Source organism: Elizabethkingia miricola, from assembly GCF_001675285.1.
GTDB classification, from domain to species: Bacteria; Bacteroidota; Bacteroidia; order Flavobacteriales; family Weeksellaceae; genus Elizabethkingia; species Elizabethkingia miricola.
In genome coordinates, this window is sequence record NZ_LSGQ01000005.1 from 20503 (window position 1) to 38356 (window position 17854).

The 17854-nt window shown below is 37.8% G+C and carries 18 protein-coding genes; 12 read left to right on the forward strand and 6 right to left on the reverse strand.

All coding sequences use genetic code 11. From position 1 onward, the window contains the following. The first annotated feature begins 109 nt into the window (after positions 1-109). On the forward strand, positions 110-3523 hold the full coding sequence (locus ATE49_RS07155; RefSeq protein WP_065081616.1) for a glycoside hydrolase family 2 TIM barrel-domain containing protein: 3414 nt from the start codon (positions 110-112) through the stop codon (positions 3521-3523). Here ATE49_RS07155 and ATE49_RS07160 read toward each other — a convergent pair. Further along, the gene (locus tag ATE49_RS07160) at positions 3520-3861 is read right to left on the reverse strand and encodes a helix-turn-helix transcriptional regulator (protein WP_065081617.1); all 342 of its coding nucleotides are present in this window, start codon (positions 3859-3861) and stop codon (positions 3520-3522) included. The genes ATE49_RS07155 and ATE49_RS07160 overlap by 4 nt on opposite strands. Before the next feature lie 169 nt (positions 3862-4030). Here ATE49_RS07160 and ATE49_RS07165 point away from each other — a divergent pair, with 169 nt between their 5' ends. The 5 genes from ATE49_RS07165 to ATE49_RS19985 all read left to right on the forward strand — a co-directional run bounded on the left by ATE49_RS07165 (position 4031) and on the right by ATE49_RS19985 (position 5505). Continuing rightward, positions 4031-4477 carry a hypothetical protein gene (locus tag ATE49_RS07165; RefSeq protein ID WP_065081618.1) on the forward strand — a complete coding sequence of 149 codons (447 nt, stop codon included), beginning with the start codon at positions 4031-4033 and terminating at the stop codon, positions 4475-4477. Positions 4478-4495: 18 nt separating this feature from the next. Next, a complete protein-coding gene (locus tag ATE49_RS20325) occupies positions 4496-4660 on the forward strand; it encodes a bacteriocin-like protein (RefSeq protein ID WP_166460591.1) in 165 nt (54 codons plus the stop codon). 46 nt (positions 4661-4706) lie between these two features. Next, entirely contained in the window at positions 4707-4895 is a 189-nt protein-coding gene (locus tag ATE49_RS07170; RefSeq protein ID WP_065081619.1) for a bacteriocin-like protein, read from the forward strand. Positions 4896-4918: 23 nt separating this feature from the next. Next, complete coding sequence (locus ATE49_RS07175; protein WP_065081620.1) at positions 4919-5158, forward strand: bacteriocin-like protein; 240 nt, start codon at positions 4919-4921, stop codon at positions 5156-5158. A 125-nt stretch (positions 5159-5283) separates the two neighbouring features. Then, entirely contained in the window at positions 5284-5505 is a 222-nt protein-coding gene (locus ATE49_RS19985; RefSeq protein ID WP_081278426.1) for a bacteriocin-like protein, read from the forward strand. 61 nt (positions 5506-5566) lie between these two features. Here the strand turns inward: ATE49_RS19985 and ATE49_RS07180 are convergent, their stop codons facing one another. Further along, positions 5567-7921 carry a PDZ domain-containing protein gene (locus tag ATE49_RS07180; protein WP_065081621.1) on the reverse strand — a complete coding sequence of 785 codons (2355 nt, stop codon included), beginning with the start codon at positions 7919-7921 and terminating at the stop codon, positions 5567-5569. Between the two features lie 139 nt (positions 7922-8060). Between ATE49_RS07180 and ATE49_RS07185 the strand changes: the two genes are divergently transcribed. Next, positions 8061-10388 carry a glycosyl hydrolase family 95 catalytic domain-containing protein gene (locus ATE49_RS07185; protein WP_065081622.1) on the forward strand — a complete coding sequence of 776 codons (2328 nt, stop codon included), beginning with the start codon at positions 8061-8063 and terminating at the stop codon, positions 10386-10388. Positions 10389-10446: 58 nt separating this feature from the next. On the opposite strand, the gene ATE49_RS07190 is transcribed toward ATE49_RS07185, so the two are convergent. From ATE49_RS07190 to ATE49_RS07200, 3 genes are all read right to left on the reverse strand, one after another. Beyond that, positions 10447-10644 carry a hypothetical protein gene (locus ATE49_RS07190; RefSeq protein ID WP_065081623.1) on the reverse strand — a complete coding sequence of 66 codons (198 nt, stop codon included), beginning with the start codon at positions 10642-10644 and terminating at the stop codon, positions 10447-10449. Positions 10645-10790: 146 nt separating this feature from the next. Next, positions 10791-11702, reverse strand: a complete 912-nt coding sequence (locus ATE49_RS07195) for a dihydrodipicolinate synthase family protein (protein ID WP_065081701.1) — start codon at positions 11700-11702, stop codon at positions 10791-10793. A gap of 19 nt (positions 11703-11721) precedes the next feature. Continuing rightward, complete coding sequence (locus ATE49_RS07200; RefSeq protein WP_058877759.1) at positions 11722-12189, reverse strand: cupin domain-containing protein; 468 nt, start codon at positions 12187-12189, stop codon at positions 11722-11724. Positions 12190-12290: 101 nt separating this feature from the next. Here ATE49_RS07200 and pdxR point away from each other — a divergent pair, with 101 nt between their 5' ends. The 5 genes from pdxR (at position 12291) to ATE49_RS07225 (ending at position 16808) form a co-directional block, all read left to right on the forward strand. Further along, positions 12291-13709, forward strand: a complete 1419-nt coding sequence (gene pdxR, locus ATE49_RS07205) for a MocR-like pyridoxine biosynthesis transcription factor PdxR (protein ID WP_065081624.1) — start codon at positions 12291-12293, stop codon at positions 13707-13709. A gap of 50 nt (positions 13710-13759) precedes the next feature. After that, the gene (locus ATE49_RS07210) at positions 13760-14335 is read left to right on the forward strand and encodes a Crp/Fnr family transcriptional regulator (RefSeq protein ID WP_065081625.1); all 576 of its coding nucleotides are present in this window, start codon (positions 13760-13762) and stop codon (positions 14333-14335) included. A 66-nt stretch (positions 14336-14401) separates the two neighbouring features. After that, positions 14402-15346 carry a ketopantoate reductase family protein gene (locus ATE49_RS07215; RefSeq protein ID WP_065081702.1) on the forward strand — a complete coding sequence of 315 codons (945 nt, stop codon included), beginning with the start codon at positions 14402-14404 and terminating at the stop codon, positions 15344-15346. Between the two features lie 181 nt (positions 15347-15527). After that, positions 15528-16121 carry a Crp/Fnr family transcriptional regulator gene (locus tag ATE49_RS07220; protein ID WP_065081626.1) on the forward strand — a complete coding sequence of 198 codons (594 nt, stop codon included), beginning with the start codon at positions 15528-15530 and terminating at the stop codon, positions 16119-16121. Positions 16122-16187: 66 nt separating this feature from the next. Beyond that, complete coding sequence (locus ATE49_RS07225; RefSeq protein WP_065081627.1) at positions 16188-16808, forward strand: hypothetical protein; 621 nt, start codon at positions 16188-16190, stop codon at positions 16806-16808. Positions 16809-16834: 26 nt separating this feature from the next. On the opposite strand, the gene ATE49_RS07230 is transcribed toward ATE49_RS07225, so the two are convergent. Further along, on the reverse strand, positions 16835-17713 hold the full coding sequence (locus ATE49_RS07230; RefSeq protein ID WP_065081628.1) for a helix-turn-helix domain-containing protein: 879 nt from the start codon (positions 17711-17713) through the stop codon (positions 16835-16837). Positions 17714-17854: the final 141 nt, after the last annotated feature.

The window sequence follows — 17854 nt, forward strand, 5'->3', positions numbered from 1 at the left end:
AACGAAATGCAAATATACGATATTATTTTAAATAAATAAAAATTTAAATGTCTTTTTTCTGGATTTTATGATTGGAAATTAATACTTTAGCCCTTCAAATAACCATGTAATGAGACATTATTTTTTTTCTAGGGAACTCCTGGCTGGAGTCCTCACATTAGTTACGGTCGTTATTCAGGCTCAGGAACTGCCTTACTGGAAGAATGCCAGTATTGTAAAGGTTAATAAAGAATATCCACGGACACTCTTTATGACTTATGATTCCAAAAGTGAGGCTCTAAATACTAAATTCGAAAATAGTAAATATTATAAATCGCTTAATGGTACCTGGAAGTTCCATTTTGCCGATGCTTATAAGCAATTACCTGAAAATGTTACAGATTCTGCTACCAGCACTTCCGGATGGAAGGATATAAAAGTACCGGGAAACTGGGAGGTTCAGGGATTTGGAACGGCTATTTATGTTAATCATCCTTATGAATTTGTAGAAAGAGATCCTAAGACAAGGTTGCCTAAACAGGCTCCACCTTACATGCCGGAAGAAAACCCTGTAGGAGTTTACCGCAGAGATATTGATATTCCTGCAGAATGGCTGAAAGACAGAACTATTTTTCTGAATATTGGTGGTGCAAAGTCTGGTACTTATGTTTATATCAATGGTAAAGAGGTAGGCTATAGTGAGGATTCTAAAAACCCGGCAGAGTTCAGGATTAATGAATATGTGAAGCCTGGTATTAATAAACTTGCAGTTAAAATATTCAGGTGGAGTACAGGTTCTTATCTGGAAGCGCAGGATTTTTGGCGCATGAGTGGTATAGAAAGAGATGTTTACCTTTGGTCACAGCCTAATGTATCTTTGCGTGATTTCAGAGTGAAATCTACTTTAGATGATTCTTATAAGAATGGGGTCTTTCAGTTGGAAATGTCTGTCGCGAATTACGGAAATGGAGATCTTGTAGAGAAAGCAAACTATACACCGATTAAGCCGGCTAGCCCTGTACTGGGTTATGAGCTGCTTGACGCTAGGGACAAGGTTGTAGCTTCAGCTTCGGCAACAGTAAGTGTAAAAGGAAGAGGGGAGAATGATTATAAATTTCCTGAAATCAAAATACCGGGAGTTTCAACATGGACTTCAGAATCTCCGAATTTGTATAAACTGATAATGACAGTACAGAACCAAGGGAGTACACAAACCGAAGCGATTCCATTTACAGTAGGATTCAGAAAATTTGAAATAAAGGAAGTAGAAAGTAACGGAAGAAAAGATCGCTTGTTTCTGGTGAATGGACAACCTATAAAATTTAAAGGTGTTAATATCCACGAGCATAATACGGCAACCGGACATTATGTGACTGAAGATATTATGCTGAAGGATTTTACATTGATGAAGCAAAATAACCTCAATTCTGTCCGCTTAGCCCATTATCCACAATCCCGAAAGTTTTATGAATTGTGTGATGAATTAGGTCTTTACGTATATGATGAAGCAAATATTGAAAGCCACGGAATGTACTATGGGAAAGAATCACTGGCTAAGCACCCGGAATGGCAGAATGCCCATCTGGACAGAACTATCAATATGTTCGAACGCAATAAAAATCACCCTTCAGTAAGCTTTTGGTCATTAGGAAATGAGGCCGGAAACGGAGTCAACTTCGACGTAACCTACAGATGGCTGAAAGAGCGGGAGAAAGATTTTATGAACCGTCCGGTAAATTATGAAAGAGCAATCTGGGGTTATAACTCGGATATGTATGTGCCACAGTATCCAAGTGCAGCCTGGTTAGAGAAAACCGGGAAAGAAGGATCTGACCGTCCGGTAATTCCTTCAGAATATTCGCATGCAATGGGGAATTCCAGTGGTAATCTGGATCTGCAGTGGCAGGTAATTTATAAATATCCGAATCTTCAGGGTGGTTACATATGGGACTGGGTAGATCAGGGCATTGCACAGAAAGATAAAAACGGGAAAATGTTCTGGGCTTATGGTGGTGATTTCGGAAAGGATATGGCCAGCGATGGAAACTTCCTGATTAATGGTATTGTCAATCCGGACAGAACTCCTCATCCGGCAATGCAGGAAGTGAAGTATGTTCACCAGGACTTTGGTTTTGAAGCAAAGGATCTTTCCAAAGGATTGTTCAGTGTGAAAAACCGTTTCTATTTTACAAATACTCAGGATTATGTCCTGAAATATAATGTTATTGAAAATGGTAAAATTGTAGCTGAAAAAGTGGTTCCGATGAATCTTGGTGCGCAGCAAAGTATGGATATACAGATTCCGGTAAACTTACTGAAACAAGGGAAGGAATATTTTGTAAATTTTGATGTATATACAACAAAAGCAACAACGCTAGTTCCTAATAACTTTAATATTGCGCATGGGCAATTCAGACTGCCTTCTGAAATTGTAAAAGAATCTTATAAGCCGGCGACTGTATCGCAGAATATAAAAACGGATCAAAAAGGAAATATAACGATTGTAACCGCTGGGAAAGCTGTGTTGACTTTTGATAAAGCAAAAGGTATCGTAAGCTCATATAAGGTTAATGGTAAGGAATATTTTCAAGATGGATTCGGAATTCAGCCAAACTTTTGGAGAGGCCCGAATGATAATGATTATGGAAGTTCGATGCCGAAACGTCTTCAAATCTGGAAACAGTCGAGTAAAGATTTTAAAGTAACGGAAGTTAATGCTGTAAAGGAAAATGATCATGCACTGCTAAATGCAACTTATCTGCTGCCTGCCGGTAATCTGTATAAGGTACAGTATAAGATCTATCCGGACGGTGTGATGAATGTAAATGCGGAATTTACCTCAACTTCTATGGAGGCTAATAATGTAGAAGCTTCGGAAGCTACACAGATGGCAACCTTTACTCCGGAAATGAAAAAGGCCAGGGAGATTTCATCTAAACTGGAAGTACCAAGAATTGGAGTGCGTTTCAGATTGCCACTGTCCATGAATAAAGTTCAGTACTATGGAAATGGTCCTGTGGAAAACTATGCAGACCGTCAGTCCGGAGCCAGAATAGGTATTTATAATACAACAGCAGAGGATATGTATTTCCCTTATGTGCGTCCGCAGGAAAACGGTCACAGGACATTTAACCGTTGGTTTTCTCTTACAGATGGCAAGAATACTGGATTGTTGATTATTGCTGATGATACAGTAGGCTTTAATGCTTTAAGAAATTCTGTAGAAGATTTTGATTCCGAAGAAGCAGAAAACAGACCTTACCAATTCAATAACTTTAGTTCGGAAGAGCGTGCCGCTAATTCTGATGAAAAAGCGAAAGATTTGCGTCCGCGTCAGACCCATATAAACGATATTGCACCAAGAAATTTCGTAGAAGTATGTGTGGATATGAAACAGATGGGGGTTGCCGGTTATAATAGCTGGGGTGCTAAACCTCTTCCGGAATACAGTATTCCGTCTGACAAAAATTATAAATGGGGCTTTACAATAGTTCCTGTTAAAAACACTCAGGAGATTGCTGAAAAGGCAAACCTGAAATATTAATTTAAGGTTTTTGAAAGCAGGATAAGTAATTCATTCTGCTGCCTGATAAGTCCGATTAGTTCATTCTGATTTTGGATAATTGCCGAAATAGCCCCTTCTGTTATTCTGATTTCTTTTTCTGAAGTATCAGCTGTACGGAGGGGGCTTTCGTCTATAAGTTCTTCAATATAGATGTTATAAAATTGTGACAGTTTCAGAATATTATCCAAAGAGGGTTTTGTTGCGCCGGACTCCCATTTGTTATAAGCTGTCTGTGATATTTGTAAAGCCTCGGCCAATTCAGCCTGACTTAGCTTTATAGAATTTCTTAATTTTCGCAATTTGGTGTTTAGTTTCATCTTATTTATTTGTTATAAGGCTTGTGTTAATCATATGTTTAAAGAGTTATGTAAAACATTAGTTAATTAAAAATAAAACTAATGTACATTTTTTATTCCAAGAATAATTCACATATTTGGGAAAATGTTATATCTTGATTTAAAGCTATAATAGTATTTGTGTGTATAAATGGAAAAAATAGTACCCTTTTTCTTATTATTTGTTGCCAACTTTTGTTTTGCTCAGAATGCTAAAAAGCAGAGTGAAATGAATGTAAAAAATAAAATGGAAGCAAGACAGCCACAGGACCTTTCTGTTCCGCCGCCTCCGGTAAATAGTTTTCCGGCTCAGTATCCCAAAGGAAACAGAGCTTTTCTTCAGCTTGTGGAAAAAAATATAAATAAAGAATCTCTGAAGGAGCAACCTAAAAAGCTTGAGACTAAAATTATCATTAAAGTTGATGACGAAGGGACGGTACTCAATATCTCCACATACGGCATAAATGAAATATTTAATAAAGAAGTTGAGATAGCCGCAAAGAAGGTATCTACAACAAAATGGACAGCTGCAAAGAACCGTCAGGGTGAAAACGTTATCGATCTTGTTAAACTGCCATTTACAATTGTTAATCAATAAAATACCAAATAAAACATTATGAAAAACCTTAAAAAAATCAAAAGAACAGAGCTTAAAGCTATTATAGGAGGAGGGGAGTATTTACCAGAGGGTTGGGGAGTTTGCTTTGTAGATGGAGAACCTGTTTCTACTCCGTGCAATCAATTATGTCCGGACAGAACACAGCCTTTTTGTGCATGGTAAACCCGGGAGCAAATAATTAATAAAACACCAAATAAAATAAAACATTATGAACAATCTTAAAAAAATTAAAAGAACAGAGCTAAAAGCTATTATCGGAGGAGGAGAGCCTTTACCAGATGGATGGGGAGTTTGTTATATAAAAGGAGAGCAAGTTCCTACTCCTTGCGATCAATTATGTCCGAACAAAATGCAGCCTACTTGTGCATGGATGGATCCGGGAACAAATAATCAATAAAACACCAAATAAAATAAAACATTATGAAAAATCTAAAAAAACTTTCAAGAACAAACCTTAAAGAAATTCATGGCGGAGTCATTATTGGCGGTGGCGGAAGTGGTATAGGTGGTTGCGAAGCTCACTGGGTTCCCGGAGATCAGCAACCAGAGCCTGGTATGCCATATGATTGTGGATGCAGAGGACTGAGATGGTGTCCAGGAATTGGAGCTTGTGTTCACTCAGGTCAGATTCCTAAGTCAAAATGCGAAACTGGTCTGTAGAAAAAAAACCGACTCAATACTCTTGAGTTGGTTTTTATTTTTAGAAGCCAGTTAAATCAAGCTTATCCAATTTAAAGAGAAAAACAATCGATTCACAGAATAAAATAACACCAAATTAAAACATTATGAAAAATCTTAGAAAACTTTCAAGAAACAATCTTAAAGAAATTCATGGCGGAGCTTTTACAGGTCTTTGCCATGGAGAAATTATAACAGTGGATAACGCACCAGGAGAGGGAATGCCTTATGACTGCGGATGCAGTACACTGATCTGGTGTGAAAGTTTGAGCGCTTGCATTCAACGTGGGCAGTTCTCTTCATCGAGCTGTAAGACTAAAGAATTGTAATAAAAATAATGGCCGAAAGAAATATCCGGCCATTTTATTTTTCAAGTTAGGGAGTACTTCCTCACTTCAATAACAGATTGACTTGTAGTGTTTGCTGATTGCGCATTGCCTCAACTTTTACCTGTCCTTTCCATTTAGAAGCCTGATAAACGTTCAACAAATCATTTGCTTTTTTTATTTCGGTACCATCCATCATTCTTATGACATCTTTTTCCTGTAACCCTGCTTTTCTTAGCGGACTATTAGTGTCCAGTTTTATAATGATTCCACCGTCTTCGTCAGGCAGACCATAAGCAGATCTTTCACCAAGTCCTTCTACCGATTTTATCGTGGCATTTAGAAAATCAATGCTTGCTATACTTTTATTATTTTCAATACTGCTTATCAGTTTTGGCAATTCTGGTTTGGCAGCAATTTGCTTTAATCGTGGAATCTGTACACCAAATTGATCCATTGGGAAATTTTTAAAACCCATGCGCAAAGCAGGGGAATTGTTCTGTACTCTGTAATCTCCAATTTGTGGATTGATAAAATCAGGATTTCCTGAGATACTATGTTGGTCAGTATTTCTTTTTTGTGCAGCCTGTAAAGCTTTTGTATCCGGAAAGAGGTTATAGTCTATATTTCTGCCCCAGTCATTCATTCCAATTGGAGCGTAAGGTGTCATTACTATATTACGAGTAAAGTAATCATCGCTGTTTTTAAACCATACATGCGGATGAAAACTATTGTTAATCATAATGTTGTTCTTGGCTTTACGTTTAAAACCTTCGCGGAATTTGAGTCCACCATTCAACATCACATTGTTGTAAATATGGTAATTGGAAGATCCGTCATCCAAATCGACATCCCAACCATGATCACAGCGGAATCTGTTGTTCCGGATAATGGTCGTTTGTTGTGCGTCCAGTAAAATCAATTCAGGGTGGGCATTGGTAATGCTGTCCATATATTTTCTGTCAGGACTCCAGAAGCGATCTCTTCCCCAGGAATTAAAAGCACCATGATCTCCGGTTTCCAATACTGTATTGAAGACATCGTTGAATTCCAGAATATGTCCGCCAAAAGCGCCATCACCAATATTAATACCGGCTCTAGGTGTATTGTATATGCTGTTATGTCTCACTGTAATATTAGCTGCAATGTCAATTTGTATACCTGTAGCCTGTTTTTCAATCTTACCTATATCATGAATAAGGTTATTTTCTGCAATACATTGCTGAGGGTAATGATTGGACTTAGGACCGGGTGTTTTATCCAATTGTCCGTAAGGTACATAATCCTCGTATCGGAAAGAAGGAGAACGTACAGCATCTGTTTCTCCTACAAAGGCAATTCCGCTGGCGCCGGCTCCGCTAATATGGTTACCACTGATGGTGTTGTTTTTATTATAGCCACTTAGCATAATAGCATTACCGCCTACATCTGTGAACTTACAATCGGTTACTTTTATATTCCGGGTATTCTCCATCAATATAACTCCGCCTCTGTAGATGGTCCAGTCGCTTCGCAAAAGAGGCTCTTTGGTATCCATAAAGCTTCGTTCATTATGCAGGAAAACTATGTTCTTTATTTCTATACCCGATAATGGTAAACTTTCCGTGCCTTTTATTTCGATGCTGTTTTTTAATTGGGAAACTGTTATGTTGGTTTGGGAAAGATTTGTTCCTTTAGGCGGGTAATAATAGAGTAATCCTTTTTCTTTATCAGCAAACCATTCACCGGGAGCATTTAGCTCTTCGAAGATATTTTCCACAAAACGGAATTGTTTGTGCAAAGGTGAAGGTCGGTTATTTTGCCAACCACCTTCCAGTTTTAGATTACCTTTTCCATCAACACCGGTTATGCGATAATGAAATCCTCCCCATTCTCCGGAATGTAGCCCGTGCACATAACCTCCTGCAGGATTTTTCCATTGCTGTACACGTTCTGGTGCTATAGCATCTGCTGAGGTTCCATTGAATATCTTGGCATTGGGGTCAAAGTCAGGATAGCGAGCCAGTATTTGTAGTTTTTCATCAGCATAAAGTCTTTCAAAGTTTATGTCTTGTGGAATAGTGGTAACATAAATACCATTTTTATAAGGTTTCCAGTCAGTCTTTAATAATTGTCCGGCACTTATAAAAGCTTGTTCTCCGGGATAAGAACTTATTAAAAGAGACTTTGTTTTTAGTATTTTATTATCCAGTACAATGGACTTCTGAAGATAATAAATACCTTTTCTGAGATAAATGATAAGCGCTTTTCCGTTCGTTTTTTCAACTTCCAGTATAGCGCGTTCCGGAGTTTTGAAAGGCTTGGCTAAAGTTCCGGGGTTATGATCACTTCCGTCGGAAGAAACATACACTTTGGTCTGAGCATGGGGGAATAAAATTCCCAGCAGACAAAATAATAATAAGGTTAGTGTGTTTTTCATGGTTGGTTATATTGTTTTTTTGTAAATATAATTTAAAAAATTAATTTACAGGACTTTATGTTTTTCATTTGGTGTTTTAATACCGATTCGCTAAAAATAATTTCATAGTTTAGTAAAAACTTTTATACCATTATTAACCATGCGAAAATCACCCTCCGATTCCGGTGGCAGAGTATTGCTTTCTGTAACCGCAGAAAAAAGCCTTTTTCTGTTTAGTACCCTCATTTTTATTTTTTTTATAGTCCCGAGTATCAGAGCTCAGTCTCTACCTCAGCATCGGCTTGAGTTTTCAAAACTGGCGAGCCGCTGGGATGAAGGTATTCCTTTAGGTAATGGAATGTTGGGATCTCTGGCCTGGGAGAAAAATGGGAAACTAAGGCTTTCTCTGGACAGAGCAGATTTATGGGATGAGCGAAAGGCATTGGATATTTCCAAGCTAAATTTTAAATGGGTTGAACAGCAGGTTCTGAAGAATGACTATAAACCTGTTCAGAAGATAGGAGACTGGCCTTATGATAATACGCCATATCCCACAAAATTACCTGCTGCAGCTCTACAATTTGACATAAAAACTTTAGGAACAGTAATCTCAAATCAGTTAGAGATCGCAACGGCATTGCATAGCGTGAAATTTAGTTCCGGAGTAGTTTTTCAGAGTTATATACACGCAACGCAGCAAGCAGGATATTTTAGCTTTGATCATATTCCTGACGAAACCTTAATTAAAGACCTGCTGCCAAAACTGGATGTGCATAATTATAATTCAGGTGCTGCAGCCGAGAGTGACAACAGCCATGCGGGTGAAGGTCTTGGGAAGTTAGGCTATTCTAAAGGAAATTTTAAGGAAGAAGAGCATATAATACGCTATCACCAGCCTACTTATAACGGTAGGTTTTTCGAAGTTTTGGTAAAATGGAAAAAAATAGGAAAAGATAAACTGGCAGGGAGTTGGACAATTTCCGATAACCAGCCTGCTATACTTTCTTTACCTCAGCAATCAATAACGAATTCCGGTGAATGGAAAAGCCATGTGAAATGGTGGAAGGATTTCTGGAGTAAATCTTCGGTAAAACTTCCGGATGAATTGATAGAAAAACAATATTATCTGGAATTATATAAACTGGGAAGTGTAAGTCGTAAGGGGGCGCCGGCGATTACATTACAGGCGGTATGGACAGCGGATAACGGAAGTTTGCCACCATGGAAAGGAGATTTTCATAATGACCTGAATACTCAGCTTAGCTATTGGCCTGCTTATACAGGAAATCATTTGCAGGAAGCGGTATCTTTTACAGACTGGTTATGGAAGATACGACCTGCAAATCTACAGTATACCAAACAGTATTTCGGCGTAGACGGGCTGAATGTTCCGGGAGTTGTTACACTAAACGGAGACCCTATGGGTGGATGGATTCAATATTCGCTTTCCCCTACAGTAAGTGCATGGTGCGCCCAGTATTTTTACTGGCAGTGGAAATATTCTATGAACGATCGTTTTCTTCAGCAAAAAGCTTATCCCTATGTTCATGATGCAGCAGTTTATATGGAGAATATTACCCGCCTGAAAGATGGTGTGAGAAAATTACCGCTAAGCTCGAGTCCGGAGTACAATGATAATTCTGTTAATGCATGGTTTAAAGACTGGACCAATTATGATCTTTCACTAGCTCGATTCCTGTTTTCTGCAGCTTCGGAAATTGCGAAAGCTTCCGGTAAAGAGGATGAAGCCTTGCATTGGAAAAAAATATTAGGAGAACTGCCTGATTATAATGTAAATGAAACTGGACTTACAGTAGCTCCCGGACAGAGTATGGAATCTTCTCACAGACATTTCTCTCCTTATATGGCGGTCTATCCTCTAGCATTGCTGGACGTAAATCAACCTAAGGACAAAGAAATTGTGGATAAGTCTATTCAGCATATTGAAAAGCTGGGGACTCGTGCTTGGGTAGGTTATTCTTTTACATGGATGTCTACATTGTATGCACGAGCTTATCAGGCAGAAAAAGCAGTAAAGCAGTTACAGATATTTGCCTCTAACTTTTGCTCACCAAATAGTTTTCACCTGAATGGAGATCAGAAAGGAGGACAATATTCCGGATTTACGTACCGTCCGTTTACATTGGAAGGGAATTTTGCATTTGCCCAGGGAGTACACGAACTATTATTACAGAGCAAGCAGGGATATATAGAAGTTTTCCCGGCAATCCCTAAAGGCTGGAAGAATGTGAGTTTTACTAATCTGCGTGCGGAAGGAGCAGTATTAGTAAGTGGAAAAATAGATAATGAAAAGTTGATTTCTGTGAAGCTATTTTCTGAAAAGGGCGGGGTAGTGAATGTTAAGCTGCCTAAAGGAAATATACAGCTTGCGGAAAGCAAAAATGCAAAAGCAGATATACTGAATACAGACAAAGTGGTTATCAACTTTAAGCCTGGTGGTTGGGTTAATTTGCAGGTCTACAGATAATATTTATAAAAAAAATAAGTCCCGGAATATCCGGGACTTATCATTAATTAAACTGTTCTTACTTCTTTACGGGAGCTTTTTCCTGTTTAGCAGGAGTAGTTGTTTTCTCAGCCTTTTTTTCTTCCTTTTTAGCATGATCATGTCCTTTCGCCTCTTTTTTAGCAGGTTCAGACTTCTTCTGTGCTGGAGTTGTTTGTTGTGCAGTTGCATAACCTAGTCCAAGAACTAGTGATAATGCCATTAACGTGTTTTTCATTGTACTATTGTTTTAATGTTAGTACTGCGAACCTACAAAGAATTTTCATTACCTGTATGCGCTTAACCCGCTGTTTAACTGTAAATTAACACTTTTAAGAATAGTTTAGCGCTTCTTAAAAAATGATAAAGGGCAAAAAATGCTTTCTATAAGGCTTTTTCAGCGGTTGTAACAGGAGTATGAATCCGGGAAAGAATAAGTCTTAGTTCTTCTGTATCTGCTTCTGTTAAAGGTTTTAGCGGACTTCTCAAGGTTCCGCCATCCTCACCTAAAATATGAAGCCCGGCTTTAATAGCTCTTGGTAGACCTTTGGCTACGATAAACTTTAGCAGATCCAATTGCTGATAGAAGAGCTGCTGTGCACTTTTCAGATCATTATTTTGTATTGCATTATACAATTCCACATTCAGTTCAGGGATAAGATTTGGGGCAGCTGTACACCAGCCATTAGCGCCTGCAGAAAATGCAGCCAGAGCCAGAGGATTGGAACCATTGTAAAAAGCAACATTCTCACCCAGTTCTTTTCTTAAATAATGCATACGTTGTACGTCTCCCGTACTTTCTTTGATCATGGTAACGTTTGGAATTTCCAGTAATCGCTTTAATAAGGCAGGAGACATGTCTACACCACTTGTCGCCGGATTATTATAGGCCATAATCGGAATAGATATCTTAGAGGCCACAGCATCGTAATGTTCTACAATTTCGTCATCAGTGAGTTTCCAATAGCTCATAGGGATAATCATTACTGCTGTAGCTCCGGATTTTTCTGCAAACTGCGCATGATATACAGTTTTCTCTGTTGTCAGATTAGATACACCAACCAATGTAGGAACACGTCCGGCAACCTGCTGAATAGTAGCTTCTGTTACGGCTTCTTTCTCTTCATCGGACAGATAAGGTAATACCCCTGTACTTCCTAATGGTGCAATGGCGTGGGATCCTGATGTTACAAGGCGTTCGGTTAATTTTCTGAATAAGGGAATATTTACCTTTTCATTTTCGTCAAACGGAGTTATAGGGTATGCTATAACCCCTTCGAATAAAGTATTTTTCATTTCGTTTTTTTTATGCGGATTATAAATCTCTTCCTTCTTCCTCACGAAGCGCTACGCCAAGATTTTGCAATTGCGGAGCATTTTCACAAGCAATATATTTTGCAGATTCTGTATCACTCGTATTTTGGTGTCTGTGCCAAGCCCATGATGGGATATAAACCGCGTCTCCGGCTTCCCATTCCACACGCTCGTCTTCTATTTCTGTCCATCCTTTTCCTTCTATTACATAAAGCACAGTTTCATAAGTATGACGGTGACGATTGGTCAACTGTCCTGGTAGTAAACCACCAATAGTCATACTAACGTTTTTACTGGGAAGGTCTACAAAAAATACAGGGTGTTTTCTTTCTGTGGAAAACTGATTGTGAACACCTTCATTTTCTACATTCTTGTGGATAACATGCGTTGGCTTTACATAGACTGGTCTTGCAAAGGTCTGGTGAAAGTCTTTGGAGCTGAATTGTTTTGTTTCTTCTGATTTTAACATGATTGATAATATTAATTGTGTTTTTGCATTATTGCTTAACAAAAGTATTGTAGATTTGGACTATTGAAATGATACAGTTTTTATAAAATAAGATAGTCCAGATGTTGAGACCGTGGAAATTAGAAATACAATTAGACCATCAGTCTGATAAGGCGATATATCTTCAGATTGCCGATGCAATAATAGAAGATATACAATCCGGAAGGCTGAAACAGGGAACGGCTTTGCCGGGCAGCCGTAAGCTGGCGCAGGATCTGAAGGTAAATCGGAATACAGTAGTAGAAGCCTTGAATGTTCTGCTGAATGAAGAATGGCTGGTTTCTAAAGAGCGGCGGGGAACCTTTGTGTCGGATATTCTCCCGGTTTTATCTAAGACAGCGAAGCCAAAGCATGATCCTGTAATTAAAAAAAATGAAAAAAGTATATTCAGGATTCATTTTGATGACGGACACCCGGATAGTAAAATTGCTCCCGTTGCAGAATTAGCAAGGGCTTACAGGCAAATTTTTAGCAGAAAGGGAAGGTGGCAGATGATGGGTTACGGAGATGAATTCGGGGATGCCGAATTCCGGAAGGCAATTGTGCAGATGGCTAATCACCAGCGCGGCATGCAGGCTAGTGCGGATGAAGTATGTATTACACGGGGAAGTCAGATGGCGATGTACCTCACTGCACATTCATTATTTGAAAAAGGAGACTATGTAATTGTTGAGGAGCCCGGATATAAGCCGGCATGGAAAGCTTTTGAGAGTGCGGGAGCCAGAATATTGCCTGTTAATGTGGATAAAGATGGACTTATTACCGATGAGGTATCAATGCACCTGCGGTCGGGTAAAAAGATTAGGGCACTTTATACAACTCCACATCACCAATATCCTACAACAGTAACCCTAAGCTTACAAAGAAGACTGGAATTAATACGTCTTTCAAATAAATTTGGATTTAGTATTATCGAGGACGATTACGATAATGAATTCCATTTTGGTTACCGTCCTGTATTACCTTTATCCAGTTATACAGAGCTTAAAAACTATGTGTACATAGGAACAATGAGTAAGGTTGTAGCACCGGCACTAAGAATAGGTTATTTGATCAGTAACAATAAAGTACTCTTGGAGCGGGTGGGAACTCTGAGAAAAATTATAGATGTACAGGGAGATACGATTATGGAGCAAGCTGTATTGCAATTGATTAATGATGGTACAATTAAGCGCCATCTGAAAAAGGCAACCCATTTTTACAAAGCTAAAAGAGATTTCGCAGCCGAATTACTTGGAAAGTATTTGAAGAGTAAAGCAAGCTATCATATTCCGGAAGGCGGGCTTGCATTTTGGATAATACCTAAAAAACAAGTCGACTGGGATACGGTTTCGGAAGTACTGAAAAAGAAAGGCATTCGTATTGTAGCAATGGACCATTATCAGCAGGAACCGCGTGACAGAGGTATACGCCTAAGCTACGGGGCCGTTTCGGAAGAGCAGCTGGAAGAAGGCATTAAAGAGCTGGAAAAGTTCCTCTGAGATATTCCTAAAAGTATTTTATTCAAACTATTTTTATTTATTTGAAATTTATGAGTAAATCGGTTATCAATGATTATTTCCATTCATTGTTCACTATAAAAAAAGAGGTTGTCGAGAAGATAACCGAAACCTTTAATCATTTCGAGCTGGACAAAAATCTAATTTTGCTGGACAAAGACAGCATCAGCACCAAGACTTATTTCCTGGAGAAAGGCTATGTACGCTCTTATATTCTGAATGAGGATAATGAAGAAGTTACCACAAATATATATGAGGCTCCTTGTTTTGTCAACGACTTTTTGTCTTTTTTCAGACAGCAGCCTACAAAAGAAATATACCAGACGGTAACACCATGTACCTTCTGGGAAACGGGATTGGAGAATGTACAGTCTAATTTTCATAATATCCCGGAATTCAGAGAGTTTAGCAGGCTTTTGTTTGTGATTAATTATTATGCTATTAATGACAGGCTTATAGCAATGTCCAGTCAGAAAGCGAAAACCAGGTATATAAATTTATTACAGCAGAAACCTAATATATTTCAGCATGTTCCGTTAAAGATTATTGCTTCTTATCTGGGGATTAAGGATAGTTCGTTAAGCCGGATTCGGCGGGAAAGTTTATAACAAGTAATTTCTTTGCATTTGTCAAGCAATGGAATGGGACTTAATACAGATATTTATCAAAAAAATATGAGTAAGAAAAATATTGTTGTAATAGGCCTGGGAGGTGTTGGAGGCTACTTTGGTTTTAAAATGAACCAGGTAAATGAATCAACGGCAAAACATGAAATAACATTTGTTGCCAGAGGGGCAACTTATGAAATTGTAAAAGAGAAAGGGCTTACATTACTTTCCCCGGAGCATAAAAACGCAATTACAAGGCCAGATGATATAGTGAAGAATATCGCTGATATCAAAAATCCAGATCTGATTTTTATTTGTGTGAAAGAGTATGATCTGGAAAATGTCTGTCAGCAGCTGGTTAAAGTTATAACTCCGGATACTATCTTGTTTCCTATGATGAATGGTGCAGATATATACGACAGGATACGAAAAATTATTCCGGATCACGTTATTTTGCCATCCTGTGTTTACGTAGCCTCGCACATTAAGGAAAAAGGAATTGTAGAACATAAAGGTAAATCCGGGACTCTTATTTTTGGATGTGATCCTCAACATACATCTGCAGATATTGACTGGGTAATCCGGTTATTGGAGGAAAGTAATATTAAATACAGCTTTAAAGATAATCCACTGACAGACATTTGGGAGAAATTTATTTTTATTGCCAGTTTTGGGCTTGTCACAGCTAAACATAATTCCTCAATAAGCTCAGTCTGTACGGATGAAGAACAATATCAGGAAGCTGTAAGGATTATGGAAGAAATAAAACTGATTGCCAAAGCTAAAAATATTTATCTGCCGGAAGATATTATTGCTAAGACAATGGAAAAAGCAGCTGGTTTTCCTCTGGGAACACCAACTTCTCTCCAACTCGATATTCATTCTGATAAAGGGAGCAATGAGCTGGAATTATTTGGCGGAGCAGTTATTAAATATGGTGAAGAACTGGGAATCAATACGCCTGTAACACTAAGAGTATACGAGGAAATAAAAGAAAGAATGATTAAATAGGTTTAACACCTTGCTCTTGCTATATGATAATAAAACAAACCTGCATACCCATATGCAGGTTTGTTTTTGTAATTAATTGAAGAATATGAAAAATTTGACAGAACAAATGCCAGATATTTATAAGTCCCGAAAGCTGCAATATTTACTTAAATTTACCTTTTTAATTTTGTGAGCTTTCTGAATGGATAAGTATACTGCACAGCTAATAGCGCATTTTAAAGAAATTGTTGCTTTGGACGAACACGATATTAAGGCTATTATTCCCAAGCTGGAAATAAAAGAACTGGATAAAAAAGATTACTTGCTTCAGCCCGGACAGGTTTCCAGACATATGCGTTTTATAGCACAGGGAAGCCTGCATTCTTACTATACAGATGATGCGGGTCGTGAGCATACCATGCAACTCGGAATTGAGAATTGGTGGATCAATGACTTGTACAGTTATCTGAGTGAAAGTGCTTCCCGGATGTACATTCAGGCGGTTGAAAATACCACGCTTGTTCAGATTCATAAGAATAATCTGGAGTTATTGTATAAAGAAGTGCCTAAAATATCGGATTTCTGGCGACTGAAAATGCAGGGAGCCTATCTTATTCTGCAGGAAAGAACATTTGAAAACATGCGGTTTGATGCTTATACACGGTATAAGACATTTATAAATAATTATCCGGATATAGAGCAGCGTTTTCCACAATATATGATTGCGTCTTACCTGGGGATTACGATAGAATATTTAAGTGCACTACGTAAAAAACATATTGCAGACCGTTCTTAAGATATCTTAATTTTTATCGTTTTTGTTCAGTCTAGTTTTGCTCCTGTAAATAAAGAGAGCAAAATAATGAAGATTAAAAACATGGCAATAGCACTACTTGCATTGCCTTTATTTCAGACTAAAGCACAACAGTTAGCATATACGCCCGACATTGTTTTGGGGCACCGCTCATATACTTATCTACATAATGTAAGTTATCAGTTCAAGAATAAGTTAAAAATTAATAACCTTACTTTATTCGATACGGAATATACCAAGGATAAGGAAAATATATTCTTTATCAGAAATACAATATCGTATAGCCTGACGAATAAAATTTCATTTCATGCAGGATTCGGGATGAAAAATCCGGGAGCTTTTTTTACAGCCTTTGCTCAGTACCGGATTGCAAAGCCAACTTATTCATTCTCCTATTCTGTGGGAGCTACTTATCAAAAAGGCTTCACCTTGGAACAATCGATATCCGCAGAATATACACCATACCTGAATGATGATTTGCAGGCCTATTTTAATGTTTTAGCTATTGCCAATCTTAACTTTGACGGCTATCAGAGAGGGCTGCAGTTTTTTCGAGTAGGACTGAAGCAAAAAAAGCTGAGTTACGGCGTTGCTATTAACCTGGATCAATGGAATAATACTAAAAAAACGTTGGAGAATATAGGTGTTTTCACAAAATATAATTTTTAGAGAACATGCTTATTAAGTTAAGATTATTAGTTGGAACTTTGTAATTTATTCCTGTTATTCTTGTGTGATTTTATTATATAGTTTTCCCTGTAAGAGCTGGCAGTAATACCGGTACAACGCCTGAAATAGCGACAAAAAAGAGAAGAATCCACAAATTTTAACTGGTTGCTTACCTCTTTAATAGACAGGGGTGTTGTCTTCAGCAATTCTTTAGCATGTTTTATAACCATATAACTTATCCATTGCTTTATAGGTTTTCCGGTTTCTTTTTTTATAATGTTGCTTAGGTATTGGGCAGAAAGATGCAGCTGATCAGAATAAAATAATGCACTTCTCTCCAGATGTCCATGTTTCTCAAGCAAATGGAAAAAGTTTTTTATAATATCCTGACTTCTGGTTTGTAGAAGGCTTTTACTTTTTATTACGGGCAGGTATAGTTTGGAAACCAGCTCGAGTAAAGCATATAGCAGATATTGCACAGATTCTGGTGTGCAAATTTCTTTTGTTTGTGAGTGATAGTTTCTGATAAGTTTTACCGTAGACCAGATCATATTTTTGGATGGTATTTCTGTTTTTATGACAGGATTGAACTTTATTTCTTCACTGGTTAACAAAACTTCCAAGAAACTATAAGTACTGATAAAATCAAGTGATATGAAAAATACAGAGAGGCTTATATCTTCACTTTCCGAAATATGAGCAAGATCTGTATCCGGAGGTATCATTATAATTGAATTTTTTTCTATCAGATATGGTTTTGAGCTGATGTAGAGATTCAGTTCACCTTCCAGAACAAAACAAAGCAGTAATTTGTTGATTTTAGTGGCCTTTTTACTGAGGTCGGCAATATTGCCGGCTTTGTAATTTTCAATATGTAAACCCTCAAATTTTGGTTTAATATCCATTTTGTTTATTGGTGAATCCACTGATTAGATTTGTTTATAGAAATTATGCTTATGTCGTTCGGGTCTGTTGCAGACAAATTTAAGTAGTAAATTTTTCTTTTTAGGGGCATAGCTTAAAATGGAATATAGAATACCAAAAAT

Bases quoted from the DNA above. Each gene is read 5' to 3' on its own strand.
- ATE49_RS07155 (WP_065081616.1), top strand. From the start codon at position 110: ATGAGACATTATTTTTTTTCTAGGGAACTCCTGGCTGGAGTCCTCACA.
- ATE49_RS07160 (WP_065081617.1), bottom strand. From the start codon at position 3,861: ATGAAACTAAACACCAAATTGCGAAAATTAAGAAATTCTATAAAGCTA.
- ATE49_RS07165 (WP_065081618.1), top strand. From the start codon at position 4,031: ATGGAAAAAATAGTACCCTTTTTCTTATTATTTGTTGCCAACTTTTGT.
- ATE49_RS20325 (WP_166460591.1), top strand. From the start codon at position 4,496: ATGAAAAACCTTAAAAAAATCAAAAGAACAGAGCTTAAAGCTATTATA.
- ATE49_RS07170 (WP_065081619.1), top strand. From the start codon at position 4,707: ATGAACAATCTTAAAAAAATTAAAAGAACAGAGCTAAAAGCTATTATC.
- ATE49_RS07175 (WP_065081620.1), top strand. From the start codon at position 4,919: ATGAAAAATCTAAAAAAACTTTCAAGAACAAACCTTAAAGAAATTCAT.
- ATE49_RS19985 (WP_081278426.1), top strand. From the start codon at position 5,284: ATGAAAAATCTTAGAAAACTTTCAAGAAACAATCTTAAAGAAATTCAT.
- ATE49_RS07180 (WP_065081621.1), bottom strand. From the start codon at position 7,921: ATGAAAAACACACTAACCTTATTATTATTTTGTCTGCTGGGAATTTTA.
- ATE49_RS07185 (WP_065081622.1), top strand. From the start codon at position 8,061: ATGCGAAAATCACCCTCCGATTCCGGTGGCAGAGTATTGCTTTCTGTA.
- ATE49_RS07190 (WP_065081623.1), bottom strand. From the start codon at position 10,644: ATGAAAAACACGTTAATGGCATTATCACTAGTTCTTGGACTAGGTTAT.
- ATE49_RS07195 (WP_065081701.1), bottom strand. From the start codon at position 11,702: ATGAAAAATACTTTATTCGAAGGGGTTATAGCATACCCTATAACTCCG.
- ATE49_RS07200 (WP_058877759.1), bottom strand. From the start codon at position 12,189: ATGTTAAAATCAGAAGAAACAAAACAATTCAGCTCCAAAGACTTTCAC.
- pdxR (WP_065081624.1), top strand. From the start codon at position 12,291: ATGTTGAGACCGTGGAAATTAGAAATACAATTAGACCATCAGTCTGAT.
- ATE49_RS07210 (WP_065081625.1), top strand. From the start codon at position 13,760: ATGAGTAAATCGGTTATCAATGATTATTTCCATTCATTGTTCACTATA.
- ATE49_RS07215 (WP_065081702.1), top strand. From the start codon at position 14,402: ATGAGTAAGAAAAATATTGTTGTAATAGGCCTGGGAGGTGTTGGAGGC.
- ATE49_RS07220 (WP_065081626.1), top strand. From the start codon at position 15,528: ATGGATAAGTATACTGCACAGCTAATAGCGCATTTTAAAGAAATTGTT.
- ATE49_RS07225 (WP_065081627.1), top strand. From the start codon at position 16,188: ATGAAGATTAAAAACATGGCAATAGCACTACTTGCATTGCCTTTATTT.
- ATE49_RS07230 (WP_065081628.1), bottom strand. From the start codon at position 17,713: ATGGATATTAAACCAAAATTTGAGGGTTTACATATTGAAAATTACAAA.